This is a genomic window from Kitasatospora sp. NPDC034533, assembly GCF_055575155.1.
Map to the genome: position 1 here is coordinate 157,771 of NZ_JBVITE010000011.1, position 25,926 is coordinate 183,696.

Genomic DNA, 25,926 nt, shown 5'->3' on the forward strand with positions numbered 1-25,926 from the left:
CCACAGGGTAAGCGGCAACCCCCTCCCCTCCCCACCGGGATCGCCCGGTACACCCCTCGAACCCGCCAAGTGGTCCAGACCACGGGTGGTTTTCGGCAGCCCTGTCCGCCATCCGGCCACCTCGCGGACAGCACCGGCCCCGACACCTATGCTGGTCGCGTCGGACAGCGCGGTCCGCACTCGTCACACCCACCACACCGGTGCGGAAACGTGACGATGAGCCGTTGCCGAACCCCACCACCACAGGGAGCCAGCCGTGACCGCTCCGGTCCCCACCCCGGCGGACAACCCCACGCCCGTCGTCGCCGACAATGCCGCCCTGCGTGCGGACATCCGCCGCCTCGGCGACCTGCTCGGCGAGACGCTGGTCCGCCAGGAAGGGCCCCAGCTGCTGGGCCTGGTCGAACAGGTCCGCCTGCTCAGCCGCACCGACGGCGAGGCCACCGCCGAACTCCTCTCCGACATCGACCTGGACACCGCCGCCAAGCTGGTCCGGGCGTTCTCCACCTACTTCCACCTCGCCAACGTCACCGAGCAGGTGCACCGCGGCCGCGAGTTCGCCACCCGCCGCGCCCGGGAGGGCTCGCTGCTCGCGCAGACCGCCGACCAGCTCGCCGAGGCCGACGCCAAGCACCTCCAGGACACCCTGGCCCACCTCGCGGTCCGCCCGGTCTTCACCGCGCACCCCACCGAGGCCGCCCGCCGCAGCGTCCTCAACAAGCTGCGCCGGATCGGCGAGCTCCTCGACCGCATCCACCGCGACGAGGTCACCTCCGGCCTGGCCGCCGCCGACCAGGCCCGCACCAGCAGCGCCAAGCGCTCCGCCGACCGCCGCCTGGCCGAGGTCATCGACCTGCTCTGGCAGACCGACGAGCTGCGCATCGCCCGCCCGGAGCCCACCGACGAGGCCCGCAACGCCGTCTACTACCTGGACGAGCTCTACCGCGAGGCCGTCCCCGAGGTCCTGGAGGAGCTGCACGAGGAGCTCGCCCGGGTCGGCCTCAGCCTGCCCGAGGGCGTCCGGCCGCTGACCTTCGGCACCTGGATCGGCGGCGACCGCGACGGCAACCCCAACGTCACCCCGCAGGTCACCTGGGACGTCCTCAACCTCCAGCACGAGTACGGCATCAAGGACGCGCTCGCCGCGATCGACGACCTGCGCAACACCCTCTCCACCTCCGAGCGGCTGGCCGGCGCCTCGGTCGAACTGCTCGCCTCGCTCAACACCGACCTGCACCTGCTCCCCGAGCTCAGCCCGCGCTACAAGCGGATGAACGCCGAGGAGCCCTACCGCCTCAAGGCCACCTGCATCCGGCTCAAGCTGGAGAACACCCGCGAGCGGCTGGCCGGCGGCACCCCGCACGTCGAGGGGCGCGACTACCTCGGCACCCGCGAGCTGATCGCCGACCTGAGGCTGATCCAGGACTCGCTGCGCGCCCACCGCGGCGAGCTGATCGCCGACGGCCGCCTCGCCCGCGCCATCCGCACCGTCGAGGCCTTCGGCCTCCAGCTCGCCACCATGGACGTGCGCGAGCACGCCGAGGCCCACCACCACGCCCTCGGCCAGCTCTTCGACCGGCTCGGCGAGGAGGCCTGGCGCTACGCCGACATGCCCCGCGAGTACCGGCAGAAGCTGCTCGCCAAGGAGCTCCGCTCGCGCCGCCCGCTCGCCCCCACCCCGGCCCCGCTGGACGAGGCCGGCACCAAGACCCTCGGCGTCTTCAACACCATCCGCGAGGGCTTCGAGCGCTTCGGCGACGAGATCGTCGAGAGCTACATCATCTCGATGTGCCAGGGCGCCGACGACGTCTTCGCCGCCACCGTGCTGGCCCGCGAGGCCGGCCTGATCGACCTGCACGCGGGCCTCGCCAAGATCGGCATCGTGCCGCTGCTGGAGACCACCGAGGAACTCCAGCAGGCCGACCGCATCCTCGACGAGATGCTCTCCGACCCGTCCTACCGCCTGCTCGTCTCGCTGCGCGGCGACGTCCAGGAGGTCATGCTCGGCTACTCCGACTCCTCCAAGTTCGGCGGCATCACCACCTCCCAGTGGGAGATCCACCGCGCCCAGCGCAGGCTGCGCGACGTCGCCCACCGCTACGGCATCCGGCTGCGCCTGTTCCACGGCCGCGGCGGCACCGTCGGCCGCGGCGGCGGTCCCTCGCACGAGGCCATCCTGGCCCAGCCCTGGGGCACCCTGGAGGGCGAGATCAAGGTCACCGAGCAGGGCGAGGTCATCTCCGACAAGTACCTGCTGCCCTCCCTCGCCCGGGAGAACCTGGAGCTGACCCTCTCCGCCACGCTCTCCGCCTCCGCGCTGCACACCGCCCCGCGCCAGGCCCCCGAGTCGCTGGCCCGCTGGGACGCCGCCATGGACCAGGTGTCCGAGGCCGCCCACACCTCCTACCGCGCCCTGGTCGAGCAGGAGGACCTGCCGAAGTACTTCTTCGCCTCCACCCCGGTCGACCAGCTCGCCTCGCTGCACCTGGGCTCCCGCCCGTCCCGCCGCCCCGACTCCGGCGCCGGCCTGGACGGCCTGCGGGCCATCCCGTGGGTGTTCGGCTGGACCCAGTCCCGCCAGATCGTCCCCGGCTGGTACGGCGTCGGCTCCGGCCTGGCCGCCGCCCGCGCGGCGGGCCTGGGCGACGTGCTGGACGAGATGTACGGCGAGTGGCACTTCTTCCGCAACTTCCTGTCCAACGTCGCCATGACGCTGGCCAAGACCGACCTGCGGATCGCCGCCCACTACGTCGAGCAGCTGGTGCCCGGCGAGCTGCACCACGTCTTCGACCAGATCAAGGCCGAGCACGCCCTCACCCTACGCGAGGTGCTCCGGCTCACCGGCGAGAGCGAACTGCTGGAGCACAACCCGGTGCTGAAGCAGACCTTCGCGGTCCGCGACGCCTACCTGGACCCGATCTCCTACCTCCAGGTCGCGCTGCTGCGCCGCCAGCGCGAGGAGCTCGCGGCCGGTCGCCACGACGACCCGCTGCGCGCCCGCGCGCTGCTGCTGACCGTCAACGGCATCGCCGCCGGCCTGCGCAACACCGGCTGACGGCCGGTCCGCGAACGGCCGAGGGCCGGTGTCCCGTCCGGGACACCGGCCCTCGCCGTGAGGTTCCTACTCCGCGCCCTCGCCCGCGCGCCGGCGCTTCAGCCAGAGCGCCGCGCCGCCGGCCGCGACCACCAGGCCGCCGCCGACCGCCAGCAGCCCCGCGTCGGGGCCCATCGAGTCGCCGAGCACCGGCCCGAACTGCGCGGCCGCGGGCTCCGGGGAGACGACCGGATCGGGCTCCGCCACCGGCTCCGCGTGCGCCACCGCGCCGCCCGACAGCAGCACCCCGGCCGCCCCCAGCGCACCGGCCGTACCGACCCGCCGCCCGAGCTGCTTCAGCTTGACCACCCGGCCCCGCCGCACCCGGCGGACCGGACGCAATCCCCGCATCGAGAACTCCCCAGGACTCGTTCGCGTACCAGGCCGACGCTATCCGATCCCGCACAGGGTTCTCACACCGATTCAGGTTTGGACGGGCAAGCGTTGTACGACTGTTGCGTACCCGGCGCGCCGCCTTGACGCGCAGTCAGCGCCCTCAGGAGTTGTACGAGCCCTGCGCCCGCTCCAGCCCCTCGGACAGCAGCGCCTCCACCGCGTCCGCCGAGCGGTCCACGAACCACTCCAGCTCCTTGCGCTCGGTCGAGGAGAAGTCCTTCAGCACGAAGTCCGCGACCTCCATCCGGCCCGGCGGGCGGCCGATCCCGCAGCGCACCCGGTAGTAGTCCGGGCCCAGCGACTTGGTGATCGACTTCAGCCCGTTGTGGCCGTTGTCCCCGCCGCCCAGCTTCAGCCGCAGCGTCGCGTAGTCGATGTCCAGCTCGTCGTGGACCGCGATCAGCGCCGAGGTCGGCGCCTTGTAGAAGTCGCGCAGCGCCGTCACCGGCCCGCCGGAGAGGTTCATGAAGGACATCGGCTTGGCCAGCACCACCCGCCTGCCCGCCAGCCGTCCCTCCGCCACCTGCGCCCGGCTCTTGTGCGCCTTGAACCTGGCGCCCATCCGCTGCGCCAGGAGGTCCACCACCATGAAGCCGATGTTGTGCCGGTTCCGGGCGTACTGCTCCCCGGGGTTGCCCAGCCCCACCACCAGCCACGGGCCCTCGTACTCGTCCGCCATGTCCCTCGCCCTCTCCTTCGCGCTCGTCGTCATCATCCCGGACACACCGCTGCCCCGGGCGCTCCGACGGGAGCGACCGGGGCAGCGGTCACGGCTGGCGCGAGGCTCAGGCCTCGGTGCCCTCGGCCTCGGCGGCCTCCTCCTCGGCCGGGGCGGCCTGGGCGGCGATGACCTGGAGGACGACGGCGTCGGCCTCGACGGCCAGGGTGACGCCGGACGGCAGGACGATGTCCTTGGCGTGGACGGAGGCACCGGCCTCCAGGCCCTCGATCGAGACGGTGACGGCCTCGGGCAGGTGGGTGGCCTCGGCCTCGATCGGCAGGGCCTGGAGGACGTGCTCCAGCAGGTTGCCGCCGGGGGCCAGCTCGCCCTCGGTGTGGACCGGGACCTCGACGGTGACCTTCTCGCCGCGCTTGACCAGCAGCAGGTCGACGTGCTCGATGTTGCGCTTGATGGCCTCGCGCTGGACGGCCTTCGGCAGCACGTACTCGTCCTTGCCCTCGATCGGCACGACCAGCAGGGCGTTCGGGGTCTTCAGGGCCATCATCAGGTCGTGGCCGGGCAGGTTCAGGTGAACCGGGGCGTGGCCGTGGCCGTAGACGACACCGGGGACGAAGCCGGCGCGGCGGGCGCGACGGGCGGCACCCTTGCCGAACTCGGTACGGGTCTCAGCGGCAAGACGGATCTCGGACACGACTGCACTCCTCGTGGAAATGGCGCGGGGGTGCAGGCAACGCGAAAAACCGCCGGGACCACACCCTCAGTACGTTCGGGGGTCACTCGGCGGCAACGGCCTGCCGGCGGACGGGAATCCGGCGCCGGCAGCGCGTCGATCACGGAGCGGGCACCCGGCGAGCGGGCGCACGGCATCCCTCGCCGAGCAGTTTCACGAGTCTAACCGCACCGGCGGCCTCCCGTGAAATCGGCGGCGGCCCCGGTCCGTGGGGACCGGGGCCGCTCGCACGGGCCTTCGTCAGTGCACGCCCTCGAAGAGGCTGGTCACCGAGCCCTCCTCGAACACCTCGCGGATCGCGGCGGCGATCGACGGGGCGATGGACAGGGTGGTGATCTTGTCCAGCTGGAGCGAGGCCGGGGTGGGCAGCGTGTTGGTGAACACGAACTCGCTCACCCGGGAGTTCTTCAGCCGGTCCGCGGCCGGGCCGGAGAGCACGCCGTGGGTGGCCGCGACCACGACGTCCGCGGCGCCGTTGTCGAACAGCGCGTCGGCCGCGGCGCAGATGGTGCCGGCGGTGTCGATCATGTCGTCGACCAGCACGCAGACCCGGCCCTTGACGTCACCGACGACGTCGGCGGACAGGATGGTGTTGGCCTGGGTGATGTCGCGGCGCTTGTGGATGATCGCCAGCGGGGCGTCCAGCCGGTCGCACCACTGGTCGGCGACCTTCACGCGGCCGGCGTCCGGCGAGACGACGGTCAGCTTGGTGCGGTCCACCTTGCCGCCGATGTAGTCGGCCAGCAGCGGCAGCGCGAACAGGTGGTCCACCGGGCCGTCGAAGAAGCCCTGGATCTGCGCGGTGTGCAGGTCCACGGCCATCAGGCGGTCGGCACCGGCCTGGCGCAGCAGGTCGGCGATCAGGCGGGCCGAGATGGGCTCGCGGCCGAGGTGCTTCTTGTCCTGGCGGGCGTAGCCGTAGAACGGCAGGATCGCGGTGATGCTCTTGGCGGAGGCCCGCTTCAGAGCGTCGATCATGATCAGCTGCTCCATGATCCACTGGTTGATGGGAGCCGTGTGGCTCTGCATCACGAAGCAGTCCGCGCCGCGCGCGGAGTCCAGGAAGCGGACGTAGATCTCGCCGTTGGCGAAGTCCAGGGCCTTGGTGGGGACCAGTTCGGTCCCGAGCGCCTCGGCCACCTCCCTCGCCAGCTCCGGGTGGGCACGGCCGGAGAAGAGCTTCAGCTTCTTCTCACCCGACGTCGTGATCCCGCTCACTGCACCGTCTCCTCGCGTTGCGGACGCTGAACCCTCGACCCGGTGGCGGGCAGGCAGGGCCCGCTCGCGGCACGGGTAGGGGAAATGTCGGTACGCCTGGACACGGGCGGTAAGCCCAGTGGCGCACGTATGTCCCCAAGGTTACGCGCCCGCGCAGAAACCGTCCGCCTCGGGACCCGGCCCCCGGGCCCCGAGGCGGTGGCTCAGGCCTGCTCGGCCCCGTCCAGCGCGACCTTCGCGGCCTGCGCGGATGCCGTCCCGGGGCGCTTGCGCTCGACCCAGCCCTCGATGTTGCGCTGCGTGGCCCGGTTCACGCCGAGCGCCCCGGCCGGGACGTCGGTGGTGATCACCGAGCCGGCGCCGGTGTAAGCGCCGTCACCGACGGTGACCGGGGCGATGAACATGTTGTCCGAGCCCGTGCGGCAGTGCGCGCCGATGACGGTGCGGTGCTTGTTCACGCCGTCGTAGTTCACGGTGACCGAGGCGGCGCCGATGTTGGTGCCCTCCCCGATCGTGGCGTCGCCGATGTAGGACAGGTGCGGCACCTTGGCGCCCTCGCCCAGCTCGGAGTTCTTCACCTCGACGTAGGTGCCGACCTTCGCCTTGCGGCCCAGCTTGGCCCCCGGCCGCAGGTAGGCGTACGGACCGGCGGTGGCCAGCTCGCCCACCTCGGCGCGGTCGGCCGTGGTGTTGCTCACCCGGGCGCCGGCACCGACCAGGGTGTCCTTGAGGGTCGAGTTCGGGCCCACCTCGCAGCCCTCGCCGAGGTGCGTGGCGCCCTGGAGCTGGGTGTTGGGGAGCACGACGGCGTCCGGCTCGTACGTCACCTGCACGTCGAACCAGGTGGTCGCCGGGTCCACCACGGTGACGCCCGCGCGCATCGCCCGCTCCAGCAGGCGGTCGTTCAGCAGCCGGCGGGCCTGCGCCAGCTGGACCCGGTCGTTGATGCCCAGGATGTCCCGGTGGTCCTCGGCCACCACGGCGCCGACCCGGTGGCCCGCCGTGCGCAGGATCTCCAGGGTGTCGGTCAGGTACTCCTCGCCCTGCGAGTTGTCCGTGGTGATCCGGGACAGCGCCTCGACCAGCAGCTTCGCGTCGAAGGCGTAGACGCCCGAGTTGATCTCGGCGATCGCGCGCTGGGTGGCGGTGGCGTCGCGCTCCTCCACGATCGACAGGACCGTGCCGTCCTCGTCGCGCAGGATGCGCCCGTAGCCGTACGGGTCGGGGACGACGGCGGTCAGCACGGTGCCGCCGTTCTGCTGGGCCTCGTGCGACTGCGCCAGCTGACGCAGGGTCTCCACGGTCAGCAGCGGCGAGTCCCCGTAGGTGACGATGACGGTGCCGTCCAGCGCCACGCCGTCGGCGGCCAGCGACTCCAGCGCCACGCGCACGGCGTGCCCGGTGCCGTTCTGCTCCGCCTGCACCGCGGTGCGCGCGGCCGGGTAGTGCTCCGCCAGGTGCGCCACGACCTGCTCACGCTGGTGGCCGACCACCACGACCAGCTGGTCGGGCGTCAGTTCCCGGGCCGCCGACACCGCGTGACCCACCAGGGAGCGCCCGCACACCTCGTGCAGCACCTTGGGCAGCTTGTTCGACTTCATCCGGGTCCCGCCACCGGCGGCGAGCACGACAACGGCGGCAAGCGAATTGGCACCCATGCGGGAAGGCTCCTCGGTAGGTTCACGGAGAGGGCAGAGCAGGCCCGGCCCGGACCCAGGCCGGTCGCCATGCGCACAGTCCGCCGAGCAGCACCGACAATACCGGCGCGGGGGGAAGACGCCCGAACCAGAGGCGTGCAAAGGCTCCGCCGCTAGGATTCGAACCCAGACAAAGGCCTCCAAAGGGCCCTGTGCTGCCATTACACCACGGCGGACAGTCGTGTCAGACCCTACCGGAGACGGCCCCGCCGTGGGTATCGACTTGCCATGATCGGCGGGCCCGGTTCCGCCTCCGCCGCCCCGCCCGCGGGGCCCGCGGTTCATCCGTCCGGCCGGGCGAATTCACTCAAGCGCCCCGTACCGGCGTGTTCCCCTGGACACGGAGCGCAACCTACGATGCCGTAGGTTACGCCAACGTAGGTCCTCTTCTGTCCCGCTCCGGGACGCCGCAAAGGGACGCCCATGACCATCCAGGCAGGCGAGGCGCGCGCGGGGAACGCCGCGTCCACCACTCCGTCTCCCGACACCGATCCCGCCGGAACCGCCGAGGCCTCCGACCGCGGCGCTCCCCCGGGCCCCGACACCGCCGCCACCCGGCTGTCCGCCACCCGCGGCGGGGAGAAGCAGGGCCCGGCCGAGCGGATCGCCCTCTCCCTGTTCATCCTGGTGCCGTTCGCCGCCCTCGTCGCCGCCGTCCCGGTGGCCTGGGGCCACGGCCTGGGCTGGACGGACCTCGCGATCACCGTCGCCATGTACTTCCTCACCTGTCACGGCATCACCGTCGGCTACCACCGCTACTTCACCCACGGCGCGTTCAAGGCCAACCGCCCGATGCGGCTGGTCCTGGCGGTCGCCGGGAGCCTCGCGGTCGAGGGCCCGCTGGTGCGCTGGGTGGCCGACCACCGCAAGCACCACCGGTTCAGCGACAAGGACGGCGACCCCCACTCGCCGTGGCGCTACGGGGAGAGCGTCCCGGCGCTGGTGAAGGGCCTGTGGTGGGCCCACATGGGCTGGATGTTCGACGAGGAGCAGACCCCGCAGCTCAAGTACGCCCCGGACCTGGTGCGCGACCCGGCGCTACGGCGGATCTCCCGGCTGTTCTGGCTCTGGACCACCATCTCGCTGCTGCTGCCCGCGCTGGTCGGCGGCCTGGTGAGCCTGTCCTGGGAGGGCGCGCTGTCCGCCTTCTTCTGGGGTTCGCTGGTCCGGGTGGCGCTGCTGCACCACGTCACCTGGTCCATCAACTCGATCTGCCACGCCGTCGGCCGCCGCCCGTTCCGCTCCCGGGACCGCTCCGGCAACGTCTGGTGGCTCGCCGTGCTCTCCTGCGGGGAGTCCTGGCACAACCTGCACCACGCCGACCCGACCTCGGCCCGGCACGGGGTGCTGCGCGGGCAGATCGACTCCTCGGCACGGCTGATCCGCTGGTTCGAGCTGGCCGGCTGGGTCCGGGACGTGCGCTGGCCGGACGCGCGGCGGATCGCCGCCCGCCGCGCCGCATGAAGCGGCGCTTCCAGCATGATGTAGGGGTGAACGGGAGCAGCGCAGACAGCACAGGCGGTCACCAGAGCACGCGGACGGACGCGGCACCCGCTACGGCGCCGGCCCGTCCGCGGGCCGCTGCACCGGCGGCCGGCACCACCGGGGCGAGCCCGGACCGGAGCACCGGCGGCGGCCCGGCCCCGGCCCCGCGCCGCCGGGGCGGCCGGGTCCGGATGACGGGCAAGCAGCGGCGCGAACAACTGCTGGAGATCGGCCGGACGGTCTTCGCGGAGCGCGGCTACGACGGCACCTCGGTGGAGGAGATCGCCGAGCGCGCCGGGGTGTCGAAGCCCGTGGTGTACGAGCACTTCGGCGGCAAGGAGGGCCTCTACGCGGTCGTGGTCGACCGCGAGATGCAGCTGCTGCTGGACATGGTGACCGGGGCGCTGACCGGCGGGCACTCGCGCGAGCTGCTGGAGCAGGCCGCGTTCGCCCTGATGGACTACATCGACACCTCGACGGACGGCTTCCGGATCCTGGTCCGGGACTCCCCGGTGGCCCAGTCGACGGGCACCTTCGCCTCGCTGATCAGCGACATCGCCACCCAGGTCGAGGACATCCTGGGCCTGGAGTTCAAGTCGCGCGGCTTCGACGCCCGGCTGGCGCCGATGTACTCGCAGATGCTGGTCGGGATGGTCGCGCTGACCGGGCAGTGGTGGCTGGAGGTCCGCAAGCCGGACAAGGCGACGGTGGCGGCGCACCTGGTGAACCTGGCCTGGCACGGGCTGGAGGGCCTGGAGCGGCACCCGAAGCTGGTCGGCGAGCGCAAGGGCTGACCGGCCACCTGCTGCCCGCGGCCGCGCCGCCGGCAGCGGGTGCCCGATCAGCTCCAGGCACCCGGCTGCGGATGCCCGCCCGGTGCCTGTCGCTCAGCTCCGGACGCCCACCGCGAAGATCCGCCGGAACGGGAAGACCGTCCCGTACGGCCCGGCCGGGTAGGCCTCGCGCAGCAGCCGCCCGTACTCGGCGAGGAAGGCGGCCCGGTCGGCCGGGTCGGCGAGCCGGGTGAGGACCGGGCGCAGCGCACTGCCCTTGACCCACTCCAGGACCGGGTCCGGCCCGGGCAACAGGGTGCGGTAGGTGGTCTCCCAGACGTCCGGGCGGCAGCCGGCGGCGGCCAGCGCGTCGAGGTAGCGCTCGGGCGGGTGGACGCCGGCCCGGACGGCCCCCTCGCCGAGCGCGTCCCGCCAGCGGGCGCTGCGGCGCAGGTCGGCCAGGATGGTGTGGCTGGGGGCGTCGAAGTTGCCGGGCACCTGGAAGGCGAGCACGCCGCCGGGTTCCAGGGCGTCCGCCCAGCGCGGCAGCAGCGCCAGGTGGCCGTCCACCCACTGGAGGGTGGCGTTGGAGACGATCAGGTCGGGGCCGGCCGGGGCCGGGTCGTAGTCGCGGGCGTCGGCGAGCAGGTACTCGGCGCTGGGTTCGCCCTCGGCCCGGGCGGTGGCGAGCATCGGGGCCGAGTTGTCGACGCCGGTGAGCCGCGACTGCGGCCAGCGCTCGCGCAGCACGGCAGTGGAGTTGCCGGGGCCGCAGCCGATGTCGACGATCACCTCGGCGCCGGGGTGCGGGAGGTCGGGGACGCGGGCGAGCAGCTCACGCAGCGGGCGGGTGCGTTCGTCGGCGAAGCGCAGGTACTGCGCAGGGTCCCAGACGGGGCTGGTCATGGCTCACCTCAAAAGTATCTCGACATCAAGATATCTGGCGTTAGCCTTGCTGGCACATTTCTCGATGTCAAGAGACTTCACATCGACACATCCACCGATACACTGATCGCCATGGAGGACGAGGTCGACAGGCTGGTCGCAGCGTGGCGCAGGGAGCGCCCCGACCTCGACGTGGAGCCGCTGGAGGTGCTCAGCCGGGTCAGCCGGCTCGCCCGGCACCTGGACCGCGCGCGCCGCACCGCCTTCGCCGAGCACGGCCTGGAGCCGTGGGAGTTCGACGTGCTGACCGCCCTGCGCCGGGCCGGCTCCCCGTACCAGCTCTCCCCCGGCCAGCTGCTCACCCAGACCCTGGTCACCTCCGGCACCATGACGAACCGGATCGACCGGCTCACCGGCAAGGGCCTGGTCAAGCGCCTGCCCGACCCGGACGACCGGCGCGGCGTGCTCGTCCGGCTCACCGACGACGGCCGCGACCGCGCCGACCAGGCGCTCGCCGGACTGCTCGTGCACGAGCGCGAGCTGCTCGCCCAGCTCACCTCCGGTCAGCAGACCGAACTCGCCGCGCTGCTGCGGCTGCTGGTCGCCCCGTTCGACAACATCCCGGGCTGACGCCCGCCCGGGCCGGGGGCCACCCGGCCGGCCGGTGCCTCCTCAGGACCGTTCGACGGTGCTCGCCACCGGGGGCGGCGGGGGCGCGGCGGGCTCGGCGGGGCTGACCCCGGCCCGGCGGGCGACCGCGACGGCCGCCAGCGTGGAGTGCACGCCGAGCTTTCCCAGCACGTTCTGCATGTGCGTCCGGACGGTGTGCGGCGACAGGTAGAGCCGCTCCGCCACGGCCTGCCGGCCGAGGCCCGCGACCATGCAGCGCAGGATCTGCTTCTCCCGCGGGGTCAGGGTGTCCACCAGCCGCTCGCTCTCGGTGCGGTCCCGCCGCGCCGTGGTGAGCTCGCGGATCACCCCGGTGAGCAGCGCGGGCGGCAGGTGGGTCTCGTCCCGCAGCACGCCCCGGATCACGGCGAGCAGCCGGGCCAGCGAACTCTCCTTGGCCACCCAGCCGGTGGCGCCCGCGTGCAGGGCGCGGGCGGCGCGGTGCGGATCGTCGGCGGCGGCCAGGACGACGGCGCGCAGCCCGGGGTGGGCGCGGCGGAGCCTGGCCAGCAGGGTGATGCCGTCCGGGGGTGGGGCCGCGGGTCTGAGCTGGTCGCCGCGGAGCGGGTCCACCGCCGGGCGGGTGCCGGGCGGCGGGACGGCCCCCGGGGGAACGGCCGGCCGGCGCGGCACGGGCGGGGCCGACCGCCGTCGGGCCTCCTCGGCCTGCTCGGCGCCGGGGCGGCGGCGGGCGGGCGCGCCGGGGGTTCCCGGCGCTGCCGACGGTCCCGGCGCTCCGGGCGTTGGCGGCGCTCCGGGCGTTCCGTACGGACCGGCCGCTCCGACCGGCCCGGCCGACCCGCTCGCGCCGAACGCCTCGGTGCCGAGGTCGGCGTCGATCAGCGCCACGTCGTAGGCCCGGCCCTCGCCGACCGCCCGCTCCAAGGCCCGCTCGGCGGCGGCGGCACTGCCCGCCGCCCCCACCTCCACGTCCGGCTCGGCGGCGAGCGCCGCGGCCAGTGCCTCGGCGAAGATCCGGTGGTCGTCGACCACCAGGACCCGAATCCGCCCCATCGTCCCTCCCCTGCTCAGAGCGCCCGAGCCCGGGGCGGGACCAGTCCGGCTTCCGCGTTCCGGACCCGCCGCTCCGCCCGCCCACCGGTGGCCGGTGGGGCCGAAAGGGCGCCGGCCCCCACCGGTACCGCACTCAGCGTACGGGGTCGGGAAACGCGCACGTGGCGATTCGGTGAAGTTTCGTCAGAAAGTGCACGGGCCAACGGACTTGAGTCCTATCGCCGCCCGCCCCGGGGTCCGCGTCCGAACCTTCCGGACGCGGACCCCGCCGGCGCTCCTCCCAATCGGCCGCCGCTCGGCGGCCGTCGCTCACCGGCCGCTGCTCACCGACCGTGCTTCGCCAGGGTGAACTCCCAGGCGTCGGCGACGATCTCGTCCAGGTTCGGGCGGCGTGGAGTCCAGCCCAGTGCCTCGTGGGCGCGGGCGGCCGAGGCCACCAGCACCGCCGGGTCGCCGGCCCGGCGGCCCGCCACCCGCACCGGGATCTCGCGGCCGGTGACCCGCTTGACCGACTCGATCACCTCGCGCACCGAGAAGCCGCTGCCGTTGCCCAGGTTGCAGATCAGGTGCTCGCCCGGCTTCGCCGCGTCCAGCGCCAGCAGGTGCGCCTCGGCCAGGTCGGCGACGTGGATGTAGTCGCGGATGCAGGTGCCGTCCGGGGTCGGGTAGTCGTCCCCGTACACCGCGATGTGCGGACGCAGGCCCAGCGCGGCCTGGAAGACCAGCGGGATCAGGTGCGACTCCGGGTCGTGCCGCTCGCCGAACGAGACACCGGAGGAACTGCCGTACGCACCGGCCACGTTGAAGTAGCGCAGCGAGACGGCGGCGAGCCCGTGCGCGACGGCCTCGCTGGTGATCAGGTGGTCCACGGCGAGCTTGGTGGCGCCGTAGGTGTTGGTCGGCGCGGTGCGGGCGGTCTCGGCGATCGGCACCGCCTCCGGCTCGCCGTAGGTGGCGGCGGTGGAGGAGAACACCAGCTTGCGCACGCCCGCCGCGCGCATCGCGCTGATCAGCTCCAGCGAGCCCGCCACGTTGTTGCGCCAGTACTTCTCCGGGTCCGCGACCGACTCGCCGACCTGCGAGGAGGCGGCGAAGTGCAGCACGCCCTCGAAGGAACCGTCCAGCACCTTGTCGGCCTCCTGGATCCGGCCCTCGACGAACTCGGCACCGGCCGGGACGCCCTCGCGGAAGCCGGTGGAGAGGTCGTCCAGGACGGTCACCTGGTGCCCCGCCTCCAGCAGGTGGGCGGCGACCACACTGCCGACGTAGCCGGCGCCACCCGTGACCAGGTACTTACTCATGTTGCGACCTCCAGCGAACGACGGTCCGCCCGGTCGGGCGGGTGCCGTCGACGGAATGCGTACGACTGCGGCCATTCTCCCAATCCGCCGGGATGCTCCGGACCACGCGGACGGCGGCTTCCGGCCTTCTCGTCGACTCCTCAGCCCCGGACGCCCTCGGCGGGCCCACGACCGCTGCCGCCGCCTCCTTCGGGCATTCCTTCACCGGCTCCTTCACCCGGCTCTTTCAGCCGTCTCCTCGGCCGGCCTCAGCCCCCGGCCAGCCGCTCCAGCAGACCGGTGCGCGCCGCCACCGCGGCCGCCTCCAGGCGGGTCCGGGCGCCGAGCTTCATCAGCACCCGCTGGACGTGCGTCCTGGCCGTGCTGGCGGCGATCCGCATCCCGGCGGCGATCGCCGCGGTGTCCTCGCCGTCCGCGATCCGGGCCAGCACCTGCACCTCACGGCGGGTCAGCAGGCGCAGCAGCCGGACGGCCTCGTCATCCGGTTCGGGTGCCGGGCGCAAGAGTTGGTCGAAGGCGCCGCGCAGGATGTCCACCGCGACCGCGGCCTCGCCCGCGCGCGCCCGTCCGATGGCCCGTTCGACCACCTCGATCCGCTCGTCGCTGGGCACGTACCCGGCCGCACCGGCCGCGAACGCCCCTGCGACGCCGCGCAGTTCGCCCACCGGGCCGAGCACGATCACGGCCACCTCGGGGCGCTCGCGGCGGATCCGGCGCAGCCCGTCGAAGGCACCCGGCTCCCCCGGGGCGGACACCCCCAGCAGGCACACCTCGGGCCGTCGGCCGACCACCAGATCGGCGGCGGCCCCGGCCGGGGAACCGACCGCGAGTACCCGGTTGCCGCGCAGCTGGAGCGCGGTGGCCAGCGCCTCGGCCAGCAGCCGGTGGTCGTCCACCACCACGAGTCGAACACCCATGACGCCCTCCTGGTCGGGGTCCGGCTCGCGCCCGCGCCCCTCGGGCGGGCGGCCGACGATGACGCACCATCACAGCGCATTCCGTGCCCGACCCGCTAGGCCGTGGCGTGTCGGCGGTGCGGAACGGGCCGGGAGAACGCGAAAGACCCCCGCCGCGAGGCGAGGGTCTTTCATTGGAGCCCCCATGCGGAATCGAACCGCAGACCTTCTCCTTACCATGGAGACGCTCTACCGACTGAGCTATAGGGGCTTGCTCGCTCGCCCGGTGTTCCTCCGGGCCGCTCGAACAAGGAAGACATTACACGGCCGTCGGCCCGGAAGGGAAATCGGCTCCCACCCCGCCCGCCCGCGGCCCTCAGCCCTCGGGGTGCGCCGCGTCGAACGCCTCGCGGGCCGCCATCATCCGTCCGGTGCTCCGCTCCGTCCACCGGCCGATCGGCGTGACCAGCTCGGCCAGCTCGCGGCCGAGCGGCAGCAGGTCGTAGACCACCCGCGGCGGCGTCTCCGGGAAGACCGTGCGGAGCACCAGCCCGTCGCGCTCCAGGTTGCGCAGGGACTGGGTGAGCATCTTGCGGCTGACCCCGCCGACCGCGCGCTGGAGTTCGGAGAAGCGCTGCGGGCCGCAGGCGAGCAGGCTCATCAGGATCAGCATCGACCACTTGTCGACCAGCTCGGCGAATACCTCGCGGCTGGGGCAGAGCCGGGCGAACACGTCGAGCTCCTGCCCGGCCTCCCCCTCCTCGGAGCAGGCCTTCCACCCGTCCTCCCGGTCGGCAGCCGGCACTTCCCGCCCCGCGGGCCGTCCGGTCCGGGCCCAGGCCCGGGGCGCTTCCTCCGTCGTCATGCCTCCAGGGTAGCGCGCGGTCTCCAATCCGCTCTTGGTAACCAATAGAGACCTGGTCTATATTCGAGACCAATCCCGGGTCGAGGGCACCGGCCACCTCGGTGCGCCCGCCCCGAACCGTCCCCGCGCTCGCCCGTCGGCCCGCGCCCGCCCCTTTTGGAGTGCCGCATGACCGCCATCCGTCCGACCGTCGCCCTCGCCTACCACTCGGGCTACGGCCACACCGCCGTGATCGCCGAGGCCGTCGCCCGCGGCGCCGCCGAGGCCGGTGCCGAGGTCGTCACGATCGCCGTCGACACCATCACCGAGGAGCAGTGGGCCCAGCTGGACGCCGCCGACGCGATCGTCTTCGGCTCCCCCACCTACATGGGAACCGCCTCCGGCGCCTTCCATGTCTTCGCCGAGGCCACCAGCAAGCGCTGGTTCACCGACGCCTGGAAGGACAAGATCGCGGCCGGCTTCACCAACTCCGGCTCCAAGAGCGGCGACAAGGCCGCCACCCTGGGCTTCTTCCAGACCCTCGCCGCCCAGCACGGCATGCACTGGGTCAACCTCGGCCTCAAGCCCGGCTGGAACGCCACCACCGCGTCCGAGAACGACCTCAACCGCCTCGGCTTCTTCAGCGGCGCCGCGGCCTCCTCGCCCGTCGACGCCGGCCCGGAGGCCGTCCACAAGGCCGACATCGCCACCGCCGAGCACCTGGGCGCCCGCGTCGCCCGGCACACCGCCGTGGTGCTGGCCGGCCGCGCCGCCCTGGCCGGCTGAGCCCCGGAACCACTCCTACGCCGCCGGGTCCGTCCCCCATCGGGGCGCCCGGCGGCGTCCGCCGTCCGCCGGGCCGTCCGCCGGGCCGTTCGCCGAGCCGTTCGCCGAGCCGTTCGCCGGCCCAGGCTCCAGCCCGTTCGCCGCCCCGCCCACCGATCCGCCCACCGATCCGCCCACCGACCCGAGCTCCGCGCCGATGGTCTCCGGCAGCAGCCACAGGCATCCCAGGGCCAGCACCCCCAGCGCCGCCAGGTACCAGCCCACCGGCTGCGCCGTCCCGTACGCCTCGGTCAGCCGGGTGGCCACCAGCGGCGTCGTCGCGCCGCCGATCACCCCGCCCAGGTTGTACGTCAGCGCCGCACCCGTGTAGCGCACCCGGGTCGGGAACAGCTCGGGCAGGAACGCCGCCACCGGGCCGAACACGCAGCCCAGCACCGCCATCGCCCCCGCCAGCGCGACGAACACCAGCGGCGGGCTCACCGTCTCCAGCAGCGGGAACAGCACCAGCGACCAGACCGCCGCCAGGGCCGTCGCCCACCGCAAGGTCCGCCGCCGCCCCCACCGGTCACTGCGCGAGGCGCTCAGCCACACCGTCGCGGCCATGCCCGCCGCACCCGCCAGCAGCATCGACAGCACCAGCGTGCTCGCCGTCCCGAGCCCGGTGGTCGCGTACGCCAGCGCGTACGTCGTGGTCAGGTAGAACAGCGCGTACCCCACGGTGATCGCCCCGCCGCCCGCCAGCACCGGGCGCCAGTGCTCGCGCAGCACCTCCAGCACCGGCAGCCGCTCCCGCCGCCCAGCCGTCCGGAACAGCGGCGACTCCTCGACCCGCAACCGTACGAACAGCCCCACCGCGACCATGACGAACGAGGCCAGGAACGGCACCCGCCAACCCCACACACGGAACGCCCCTTCGTCCAAGCCGAGTTGCAGCGCCAGGAACACCCCGTTCGCCAGCACGAACCCGATCGTCGGCCCCAACTGCAGGAACCCCCCGTACCGCCCCCGCCGCCCGGCCGGCGCGTTCTCCGCGATCAGCAGCGCCGCCCCGCCCCACTCCCCGCCCAAGCCGACGCCCTGGCACACCCGCAGCACCACCAGCACCGCCGGCGCCCACCACCCCCACGCCCCGAACCCCGGCAACAGCCCCACCGCCGCCGTGGCCAGCCCCATCAGCAGCAGCGACACCACCAACGTCGCCTTCCGCCCCACCCGGTCCCCGAAGTGCCCGAACACCACCGCCCCCAACGGCCGGGCCAGGAACGCCACCGCGTACACCGAGAAGGCGGCCAACAGCGCGCCCACCGTGCCCAGTTCGGGGAAGAACACCGACCCGAACACCAACGCGGCCGCCGTCCCGTACAGGAAGAAGTCGTAGAACTCGATCGCCGTCCCGATCAGCGCCGCAGCCGCCGCCCGCCGCAACTGCCCTACCCGCCAAGCACCCTCCGCATCCATACCACCACCCTCGCCACCCCGGCCCCTGCCCCACCAGCCTCCACCCGAGTGACCCCGGCGCACACCCCCGCCCCCGCGCCGCCACCACCCAGGAGCGCGCCGGGGGCTGAACCCCTACCGCGCGTACGGGTTCTCCTCCGGCGGCACGGGCGGCTGCGGGTACGACGCCGGAGGCGGCGGGACCATCCCCATCGGCTGCCGCACCGGCACCGGCGGCACCTGAACCTCGGGCGGCTCAACCGGCCTCCGCCGACGCCGCACCACCGCGACCACCACCCCGGCCACCACCACCAGCCCGGCCACCACACCCGCCACGACCGGCAGGGCGCTACCCGAACCCGACGACTTCTCCGCCACCGGCTGCGCCGTCGGCGCACCAGCGGCCACTTCGGTCGGGCTCTCAGCGGGGACCGTCGGCACGGCAGCAGGCACGCTTGCCGAAGGCGACGGGGCAGCCGACGGTGTAGCCGCGTCAGCTGGAAGTGGCGAAACATCCGCCGGGCCTGGATCCCCGGGGTCCGTCAGCGCGACGCGCGGTCGCACCGCGCCAAATCCAACAATGTTGTTGCGACCAGACCCGTCATTCGGCTTCCCTGCGGTATTGATGAGGACCCGCAAAACCTGATTCGCCGTCCAGTCCGGATGCGCCGCCCACACCAAAGCCGCCGAGGCGGAAACCATTGCTGTCGCATCCGACGTGCCATGCCCCTTGCAGTACCCGGTGGCACCGGGACAAGCACCGACCATGTCCACACCAGGAGCCACGAAGACAACCTGCGGCCCACGTTCGGACTCAGCGGTGACAGTGCCGTTCTGATCCGACGCTCCCACCCCGACCACATTGGGCAGGGCTCCCGGATACTCGACGATATTCCCCTGATCTCCGGAGTTTCCAACGCTGGCGACCACCAGCGATCCCTTTGAACGAGCCCACGCGAGGATCTTGTTCAGCTTCTCCACATCAGCCGGAGAAGTCGTCACAGCGGCCATTCCTTGGGAAATGTTGATGACCTTGGCACCCTGCTCGACCGCGTGGGTCACCGCCTGCCCGATCTGGTCCAGGAAATCAGCAGAAACCACCGCATGTTCAGACCCGTTGGCGATCTTCAACGGAAGAATCCTGGCTCCCGGAGCAAGACCATAGGCGCCCTTGCCGCCGTCCGACTTTCCGGTCCCCGCGATGAGACTTGCCATCAGCGTGCCATGGTTCTCCGCGTAGGACCCAACTCCACCCGGACTTCCGCTGAAGTCCTTGCCCGGCAGGAACTGTCCGACCAGGTCGGGGTGATCAAGTTTGAACCCGCTGTCGATCACCGCGACCGTGACGCCCTGTCCCTTGGACACCTTCCACATCTCCGGCGCTCGCATGGCCTCCAGATGCCACTGCTGCTGCCGAATCGCGTCCTCGGCAACCGCCGATTCCACCGCAAGCCCCAACACGGCCGGGCACACGACTGCCAACGCCACGAGCCGCAGAGCCCATGTCCTGCGGCCCTTCATCCGATCCCCCACTGCTTGAACTACCTCGCGTACGGATTGTCTTCCGGCGGCACAGGCGGCTGATAGGGCAGCGGAGGCGGCGGCACCGCTCCCATCGGCTGCTGCGCCGGCGCCGACCGCTCGACCGGCTTCCGTCGACGTCGGACCACCGCGACCACCACACCGGCCAGCACCACCAGGCCGGCCACCACACCCACCACGACCGGCAGGGCACTACCCGAACCCGACGACTTCTCCGCCACCGGCGCACCAACGGCCACTTCGGTCGGGCTCTCGGCCGGCGCCGGCACCGCCGACGCGGGAGCAGTCCCACTCGCGGACGGCTGCGGAGCCGCCGACGGCGTAGCCGCATCGGCCGGCAGCGGCGACACGTCCGCCGGACCGGGATCGCCGGGATCCGTCAGCGCGATACGCGGTCGCACCGCGCCCCACCCGGCATCATCCGTACGAACCGTTCCCCCGTTCGGCCTACTCGCCGTATTGATGAGAACTCGCAAAACCTGATTCGCAGTCCAGTCTTTATGGGCCGCCCAGATCAGTGCCGCCGAGGCGGAAACCAGGGCTGCCGCATCCGAGGTTCCATGGCTTCTGCAGTACTCAGTAGACGAGGTGCAAGCCGCGAGGATTTCGGCACCCGGCGCAACCAAAGCCACATGCGGACCGGTTTCCGACTCATCGGTCACGGTCCCCTGGCGGTCAATGGCCCCCACACCCACGACATTGGGCAACCCGCCCGGGTATGACACCAGGTTTCCAGACTTCGCTTCGTTGCCGACACTGGAAACCACCAGGACACCCTTGGATCGCGCCTTGGCAAGGATCCCGTTCAGCTTGGCCACGTCACCTGCAGAAGCCGTCACACCTGCAATACCCTGCGAGATATTGACGACCTTCGCACCTTGCTCAACAGCATAATTGACGGCCTGTCCGATCTGATCCAGGAAATCCGCCGAGACGATGGAGCCAACAGATCCATTGTTGATCTTGAGGGGGAGGATCTTGGCACCAGGCGCCAAGCCGTAGGCGCCTGTTCCGCCTACGCCCCTGCCAGTGCCCGCAATCAAGCTGGACATCTCCGTGCCGTGGCCGTCCTTGTACGACCCCACCCCGTCAGGGCTACCACTAAAGTCCTTACCCGGCAGGAACTGCCCGACCAGATCCGGGTGGTCCAGCCTGAATCCCCCGTCAATCACGGCAACTGTGATGCCCTTCCCCGTGGAGACCTTCCACATGTCCGGGGCATGCATGGCATCCAGGTGCCACTGCCTCGCGCGCACCGTATCGTCCGCAACCGCGGGTGCTGCGACCGGGCCGACCACGATTCCCGCCGCCAGAAGTGCCGCAGCCGCAGCCTGCCAACGCGCCCGCGCGTTCGTCCGCCCCATCACAACTCCTCGTCAATCTCTCCGTCGACCGGGAAGCGCGCCCCGCACAAGACTGCCCGGCCACTGGGGAGGCCCAGCGGCCGGGCAGTCGTTGCCGTCCTACTCAATCACGTCCGGATTGCTCTGCGGCGTACCGTTGGTCCAGGTCTCCTCGTCCTCGTGGAGGTAGTCGGCCCGCTTGCGGCGATCGCGTTCCTTCCGACTGCCGTGGCCCGCGGCTCCGGGAGCCATCATGCCGTTCTGCCTGGACTGGGCACCGCCCTCGGCAGCACCCGCCGCCCGGTTGCGCAGGCCCGTACCACCGGGTGTGAACTCCCCGCCCGCGGTCGGGCCCTTGCGGCCGCCGACCGTTCCACCGGTGGTCGAGGCCAGGCCCCGGGCACCTCGCGACCCGCCACCGGCACCGACCGCGCCCCCGTGGGCGCCGCCCATGCCGGGGTGCATGCCGCCGCCCATGCCGGCCGGACCGCCGACCCGGCCACCTCCCGGCCCCGCCGCCTCGCGGGCACCGAAGACCGTCCCGCTGGGCAGACCCGGCGTACCGCTCCTCCCCTGCCCGGGACCGCCGCCGAACGGGGTCGTACGCGCCGGAATCTGGCCGCCGCCCTTGCCGGGGATGGATCCACCGCCGCCGCCCCTGGTCGGGATGCTTCCGCCACCGGGCCCTGCCGGGATGCCGGGAACCGGGCCGCCACCGGGGATGCCGGGGCCTCCGCCCGGACCGTTCGGCCCGGACGGGTACCCGGGAAGGGTGCTCGGCCCGTCCGTCGGCAGCTGGCCGCCGCCGGGACCGTACGGACCGGTCTGGGTCGGAAGAGTCGGCGTGGGCAGGCTGTCAAGGCCGGTGCCAGGGCGGTTGATCGGATCCTGCGGGTAGGACGGCGGGATCGAGTTGCCCGGGTCCTGAGGCATGGGCGGCAGTTGGCCGCCGCCGCCATGTGGGGGCGGCGGGGTGTTGCCCGGGTTGGACGGGACAGGGCCGCCTGATCCGGGGTCGTGCGGCAGGACCTTTCCGCCTCCATAGCCTCCACCGCCAGACGGATTGGAGCCGCTTCCGACGCTACCGCCGCTCAAACGAGGACTGCGGACGCTGCCGCCACGATTGCCAGCGCCTCCACCGCTCCCGTTGGACGCCGAGTTGGAGTCGTTCTGGTTGCTGCTGCCAGGCGTCCCCGGCAGCACCACGTTGTCGTCGATCCCGTTCAGCGTCGTCGTCGCCGCACTGTAAGCCTGCGCCAGCTTCTCCATCTGGAGAATGGCTTCCTGCCGCTCCTTCTCGATCTTCGCGTTGGCCTGCCTGGCCGCCTCTGCGGTCACCCAGTTCTTGTCGACGGAAGCCATGTACGAATCAACCGACTGGCCGACGATGTTCTGCGCCGCGGCCGGCGGTATGTACACCGTCTGCGAGTTGCGCCTGGCAACCGTGTCGATCTCCGTCTGCGGGGGCGCAGGCACAGCCGCCCTGGCGGTGCTGAGCGCCTCACCCGCCTGTGTCATCGCGCTTCCTGCGGTCGTCGAATGCTGAGCAATGATCGCCGCGGACTTGTACAGGTTCCCGACCCAGGCCTTGAAGTTCTCAGCCGCCGGCCCCTCCCAACTGACCTGGGCCAGGTGCGCCTGAAGGGCCTTGCTGAGCTCCGACAGGACGCGGCCGGCGTCCTGGAGCTGCGCCGCTCGCTTCAGTACCTCTGCCGGTTTCGCACCGTCGACCATTCCCTTGAGCACAGCATGGTCGATGCTGTCGAAGTCTGTCGTTCCTGTCATGAATCGCTCCCCGTCTCCCCGTAGGTCTCTCCCCGCACCACTGTCAGAGGTTCAGGTCCTTCGACTTCGGTGCCGCCCCGCTCGACGGCAAGTCAATGCCGGCTTGCTGGGCAACCGCGTTCTGAGCAGCCGTCGTCTGGTCTTCGTTGCTCGCGTACTGATTGGCCGTCTTCGAGACCGCCTCCGTCATCGCCTCGATCTGAGACACGAAGTCCTTGTGGAGTTTGACGAGCTGCGCATGCACCTTGCCGTAGGCGGCATTCAGAGCCACAGCCTCCGGAAACTTCCCCGCGTCCGCACTGTTGACGAAACTCCCCTGGGAGACCTTCTGCTCCTCCAGTTTGTACGGCGCGGCCGCGGACCCCTCCATCGCGGCCAGCAGCGCTTCGATCTTCGTGGCGAACGTCTGGAGCGTCTGCAACTCGACCTTGACGTTCTGCTGGCCGAAGGCCGAGACCAGGTCGCTGGCAGTGAAGTTCGTCTGCGCGACGCTGATGAAACGGTTGATTCCGAACCCGAAGGGCCCGAAAGGGTCGCTCAGCATGAACGGCGAAGGGTCGTTCGAAGGCCCCTGCGCGTTCGGGTCGGTGCCCGAAGGGCTGGGCGCGGGGCTCGACGACGGGTTGGGCGTGGAGCTCGCCGAAGGGCTCGGCGAGGGGCTGGGCGAGGGGCTCGGGGCCGGACTGGGCGACGGGCTCGGCGAAGGGCCCGCCGAGGGCGTCGGCGTCGGACTGGGCGAAGGGCTCGCCGAAGGAGTCGGCGTCCCCGAACTTGTTGCACCATTGCCTGCCACAGCAGTTCACCTCTCCCCCGTACGGCCGGCCGGCCCCGGGTTCCCGGGGGGCCATCGGGCCGCAACACACCGTCAACTTCTGGGTCGTACCGTCCTGGTCGGCGGACCGCCCGCCCTGTGGGCGGTTTCCGTCTCCGTCATCGTAGCCACCACCTCTGTCGGACCGGCAGGGCCCTTGGCCCGCCCGTACGCGATCGGTACGAACTTGACACGTACCGGCTGCCGGTACGGCCCTGGTTAGACTGGCCGGGTACGCCCCATCTGCCGCGCAATGTCGCACAGCAGCGACCCAAGGCCGCGGAATGGACGTGACCCGATGAGCTCCCCCGATGCCACGACCTGGTGGGCCCGTGCCGTACGGCCCACGCGGCCGCCCCTGCCGGTGGGGCTGATGGTGCGGGCGGCGGTGGGGATGGCGGTGCCGTTGGCGGTGGGGCTGCTGGCGCACCGGCTGGACCTGGGGGTGTTCGCCGGCCTCGGGGCGATGCACGCGACGATGAACGACCGCGCCGAGCCGAACGGGCAGCGGGCGGCCCGGATCGGGACGGCCGTTCTCGCCTCCTCGGTCGGCATGCTGATCGGCTCCGCCCTCCAGCACGCCGACGTGGACGGCCTAGTCCTCGGTCTCGCGCTGACGCTGACCGCCTTCGCCTCCGGCGCCCTGAGCGCGACCGGCCCGCGCGGCTCGGCGGCCGGGATGCTGCTGCTGGTGTCGGCCGCGCTGGGCAGCGGGATGCCGCTGCCGCAGCCGTGGTGGGCGGCGGCGCCGATGATGCCGGTCGGTGCCGCGTTCGTGGTGCTGCTCGGGCTGCCCGCGGGTGTGCCGAACCGGCCCGCCGCGGATCCGCGCAACCGGGCGCTGGCCGCCGCGTACGACGCGCTCGGCCGCACCCTCGCCGACCTGGGCGGGCCGCGCGCGCCCGACTCGCGCCAGGTGCTGACGGCGCGGCTGAACCAGCTCCAGGACCTGCTCGGCACGGACCGCGGAGGCGGACGGGACCGTCGCGGCGCACCGGGCCGTCGAGGCGTACGAAACCTCCGAAAGGCGCCGGGCCGCCGGGGCGCGCCCGCCGAACAGGACGCGCGGGACCGCCGCAACCTGATGTACGAGGCCGCCCTCGCCGCCACCGAGGCGGCCACCGGACTGCTGTGGGCCCGCCGCCCCGTCCCGCCGGAGGTGGCGGAGGTGCCGAACCGGCTGGCGGCCGCCGTGCGCCGGGGCAGCGGCGAGGTCACCGTCCCCGACTGGCGTCCCGACACCCCCTCGCGACAGGCCCTGGACGTGGCGCTGCGCGCCGCCGCCGACACCGTGGCCGGCCGTGACGCGCGGCTGGGCACCGCCCCCGGGCCCCCGCCGGACCCCTGGCGGCTGCGGGCACGGCTGCTGTCCCGGGGATCGACGCGGTACGGGCTGCGGGTCGCGCTGTGCATCGCGGTCGGCTCGGCGGTCACCGCCAACTACCCGCTCAGCAAGAGCTACTGGGTGCCCATGACGATCGCCTTCGTGCTCAAGCCCGACCTCGGTTCGGTGTTCCTGCGCGCCGTGAGCCGGTCGATCGGCACGGTGCTCGGGGTGGCCGTGACCGCGGCGCTGCTGATGGCCACCACCGACGAGTGGGCACTGACCGCGATGGCCGCGCTCTGCGTGGCCCTGCTCCCGTACGCGACGGCGGCGCACTACGGACTGAACACCGTGGTGATGACGCCGATGGCGTTGATCCTGCTGCAACTCGGCGGCCAGAGCGGCGCCGCCGAGTCCTGGCCCCGGGTCCTGGACTCGGTGCTGGCCAGTGCGATCGTCCTGCTCTTCGGCTACCTGCTGTGGCCGGAGCGCCCGCGCCACCGGATCGAGCCCAGGCTGGTCGCCGCGACGACGGCCCTGCGGGCCTACCTCGACGCCGTCGTCGCAGACGCCGCCGTCGCAGACGCCACCGTCAAGGACGCCGTCGTCGCAGACGCCGTCGTCGCAGACGCCGTCGTCAAGGAGGCCGCCAGGGACACCACCACCGGAAAGGCCCCCACCCCAGGCACCGCGCCCGAGCCCGGCACCGCCCACGTGTGGCTGCGCCGCACGGCCTACCGCTCGCTGGCGGACGCCCGCCAGGAGGTGCGGCAAGGGCTGTCCGAGCCGCCGCCCACCGGCCGGCTCGCCGAGCGCTGGCTGCCGGCGACCGCGGCGCTGGAGCGGCTGGGCGGCGCGGTGGCGGCGTTCGCGGCCCAGATCCGGTACGGCGGCCGGGTGCCGGACCCGGCGGAGGTAGACCGGGTCCGCCGCTCACTGGACGAACTGACGGCCGCCGCCCGGGCGCACCAGCCACCGACCACCCCGGCGAACCCAGCGAACCCGGCGAACCCGAAAGACCCAGCGATCCCGACGAACCCGGTCACCCCGCACGACCCCACGCGCAGCGCCCTGGGCCGCGCCGCGGAGGAACTCGAAGCGCTCCTCCGCCGTCCCTAGTACTGCAACGGTGCTTAGCATGACGGGGCTTCAGCCGTCGGGCTGTGGCCTCGTCGCTTGTAGTGGCTGGTCCGGGCCTGGTGCTGGCGTCGGCG

General features: G+C 72.5%; 21 protein-coding genes and 2 tRNA genes. 6 read left to right on the plus strand and 17 right to left on the minus strand.

All coding sequences use genetic code 11. The annotated features are described in order from the left end of the window. Positions 1–256: 256 nt before the first annotated feature. Entirely contained in the window at positions 257–3,055 is a 2,799-nt protein-coding gene (gene ppc / locus ACZ55U_RS11270) for a phosphoenolpyruvate carboxylase (protein ID WP_465524862.1), read from the plus strand. 66 nt (positions 3,056–3,121) lie between these two features. Here ppc and ACZ55U_RS11275 read toward each other — a convergent pair whose 3' ends face one another. From ACZ55U_RS11275 to ACZ55U_RS11300, 6 genes are all read right to left on the minus strand, one after another. Further along, positions 3,122–3,445, minus strand: a complete 324-nt coding sequence (locus ACZ55U_RS11275) for a hypothetical protein (protein ID WP_465524864.1) — start codon at positions 3,443–3,445, stop codon at positions 3,122–3,124. A 145-nt stretch (positions 3,446–3,590) separates the two neighbouring features. Further along, a complete protein-coding gene (pth, locus tag ACZ55U_RS11280; RefSeq protein ID WP_465524866.1) occupies positions 3,591–4,169 on the minus strand; it encodes an aminoacyl-tRNA hydrolase in 579 nt (192 codons plus the stop codon). Between the two features lie 106 nt (positions 4,170–4,275). Beyond that, positions 4,276–4,863 (minus strand): 50S ribosomal protein L25/general stress protein Ctc, encoded by a 588-nt coding sequence (locus ACZ55U_RS11285; protein ID WP_465524868.1) that lies wholly within the window; start codon positions 4,861–4,863, stop codon positions 4,276–4,278. A 279-nt stretch (positions 4,864–5,142) separates the two neighbouring features. After that, positions 5,143–6,120, minus strand: coding sequence for a ribose-phosphate diphosphokinase (locus ACZ55U_RS11290; protein WP_465524870.1), 978 nt, complete (start codon positions 6,118–6,120; stop codon positions 5,143–5,145). Between the two features lie 203 nt (positions 6,121–6,323). Next, positions 6,324–7,778 (minus strand): bifunctional UDP-N-acetylglucosamine diphosphorylase/glucosamine-1-phosphate N-acetyltransferase GlmU, encoded by a 1,455-nt coding sequence (gene glmU, locus ACZ55U_RS11295; protein ID WP_465524872.1) that lies wholly within the window; start codon positions 7,776–7,778, stop codon positions 6,324–6,326. A 144-nt stretch (positions 7,779–7,922) separates the two neighbouring features. Next, positions 7,923–7,993, minus strand: a tRNA-Gln gene (locus ACZ55U_RS11300). A gap of 247 nt (positions 7,994–8,240) precedes the next feature. Here ACZ55U_RS11300 and ACZ55U_RS11305 point away from each other — a divergent pair. Beyond that, the gene (locus tag ACZ55U_RS11305; RefSeq protein WP_465524873.1) at positions 8,241–9,281 is read left to right on the plus strand and encodes an acyl-CoA desaturase; all 1,041 of its coding nucleotides are present in this window, start codon (positions 8,241–8,243) and stop codon (positions 9,279–9,281) included. Positions 9,282–9,493: 212 nt separating this feature from the next. Further along, positions 9,494–10,096 carry a TetR/AcrR family transcriptional regulator gene (locus ACZ55U_RS11310; RefSeq protein ID WP_224285115.1) on the plus strand — a complete coding sequence of 201 codons (603 nt, stop codon included), beginning with the start codon at positions 9,494–9,496 and terminating at the stop codon, positions 10,094–10,096. A 93-nt stretch (positions 10,097–10,189) separates the two neighbouring features. Here ACZ55U_RS11310 and ACZ55U_RS11315 read toward each other — a convergent pair whose 3' ends face one another. Then, positions 10,190–10,981, minus strand: a complete 792-nt coding sequence (locus ACZ55U_RS11315; protein ID WP_465524875.1) for a methyltransferase domain-containing protein — start codon at positions 10,979–10,981, stop codon at positions 10,190–10,192. A 111-nt stretch (positions 10,982–11,092) separates the two neighbouring features. Here ACZ55U_RS11315 and ACZ55U_RS11320 point away from each other — a divergent pair, with 111 nt between their 5' ends. Further along, positions 11,093–11,590, plus strand: a complete 498-nt coding sequence (locus ACZ55U_RS11320) for a MarR family winged helix-turn-helix transcriptional regulator (RefSeq protein WP_465524877.1) — start codon at positions 11,093–11,095, stop codon at positions 11,588–11,590. 42 nt (positions 11,591–11,632) lie between these two features. Here the strand turns inward: ACZ55U_RS11320 and ACZ55U_RS11325 are convergent, their stop codons facing one another. From ACZ55U_RS11325 to ACZ55U_RS11345, 5 genes are all read right to left on the minus strand, one after another. Then, the gene (locus tag ACZ55U_RS11325) at positions 11,633–12,643 is read right to left on the minus strand and encodes a LuxR C-terminal-related transcriptional regulator (protein ID WP_465524879.1); all 1,011 of its coding nucleotides are present in this window, start codon (positions 12,641–12,643) and stop codon (positions 11,633–11,635) included. A gap of 323 nt (positions 12,644–12,966) precedes the next feature. Then, positions 12,967–13,944 carry a UDP-glucose 4-epimerase GalE gene (gene galE, locus ACZ55U_RS11330; protein WP_465524881.1) on the minus strand — a complete coding sequence of 326 codons (978 nt, stop codon included), beginning with the start codon at positions 13,942–13,944 and terminating at the stop codon, positions 12,967–12,969. A gap of 248 nt (positions 13,945–14,192) precedes the next feature. After that, positions 14,193–14,861, minus strand: coding sequence for a response regulator transcription factor (locus ACZ55U_RS11335; protein WP_465524883.1), 669 nt, complete (start codon positions 14,859–14,861; stop codon positions 14,193–14,195). 174 nt (positions 14,862–15,035) lie between these two features. Then, a tRNA-Thr gene (locus ACZ55U_RS11340) sits at positions 15,036–15,111 on the minus strand. Positions 15,112–15,216: 105 nt separating this feature from the next. Beyond that, a complete protein-coding gene (locus tag ACZ55U_RS11345; protein WP_465524885.1) occupies positions 15,217–15,705 on the minus strand; it encodes a winged helix-turn-helix transcriptional regulator in 489 nt (162 codons plus the stop codon). Positions 15,706–15,873: 168 nt separating this feature from the next. Here ACZ55U_RS11345 and ACZ55U_RS11350 point away from each other — a divergent pair, with 168 nt between their 5' ends. Next, positions 15,874–16,470, plus strand: a complete 597-nt coding sequence (locus tag ACZ55U_RS11350; RefSeq protein WP_465524887.1) for a flavodoxin family protein — start codon at positions 15,874–15,876, stop codon at positions 16,468–16,470. Positions 16,471–16,485: 15 nt separating this feature from the next. Here the strand turns inward: ACZ55U_RS11350 and ACZ55U_RS11355 are convergent, their stop codons facing one another. From ACZ55U_RS11355 to ACZ55U_RS11375, 5 genes are all read right to left on the minus strand, one after another. Continuing rightward, positions 16,486–17,928 carry an MFS transporter gene (locus tag ACZ55U_RS11355; protein ID WP_465524889.1) on the minus strand — a complete coding sequence of 481 codons (1,443 nt, stop codon included), beginning with the start codon at positions 17,926–17,928 and terminating at the stop codon, positions 16,486–16,488. 114 nt (positions 17,929–18,042) lie between these two features. Further along, positions 18,043–19,353: a type VII secretion-associated serine protease mycosin gene (gene mycP / locus ACZ55U_RS11360; protein ID WP_465524891.1), complete on the minus strand. Its 1,311-nt coding sequence runs from the start codon at positions 19,351–19,353 to the stop codon at positions 18,043–18,045. Between the two features lie 95 nt (positions 19,354–19,448). Next, positions 19,449–20,813 carry a S8 family serine peptidase gene (locus ACZ55U_RS11365; RefSeq protein WP_465524893.1) on the minus strand — a complete coding sequence of 455 codons (1,365 nt, stop codon included), beginning with the start codon at positions 20,811–20,813 and terminating at the stop codon, positions 19,449–19,451. Between the two features lie 99 nt (positions 20,814–20,912). Continuing rightward, positions 20,913–22,577: a hypothetical protein gene (locus ACZ55U_RS11370; protein WP_465524895.1), complete on the minus strand. Its 1,665-nt coding sequence runs from the start codon at positions 22,575–22,577 to the stop codon at positions 20,913–20,915. A 43-nt stretch (positions 22,578–22,620) separates the two neighbouring features. After that, positions 22,621–23,121: a hypothetical protein gene (locus ACZ55U_RS11375; protein WP_465524897.1), complete on the minus strand. Its 501-nt coding sequence runs from the start codon at positions 23,119–23,121 to the stop codon at positions 22,621–22,623. Positions 23,122–23,686: 565 nt separating this feature from the next. Here ACZ55U_RS11375 and ACZ55U_RS11380 point away from each other — a divergent pair. Beyond that, positions 23,687–25,831 (plus strand): FUSC family protein, encoded by a 2,145-nt coding sequence (locus tag ACZ55U_RS11380; protein ID WP_465524899.1) that lies wholly within the window; start codon positions 23,687–23,689, stop codon positions 25,829–25,831. Positions 25,832–25,926 lie beyond the last annotated feature (95 nt).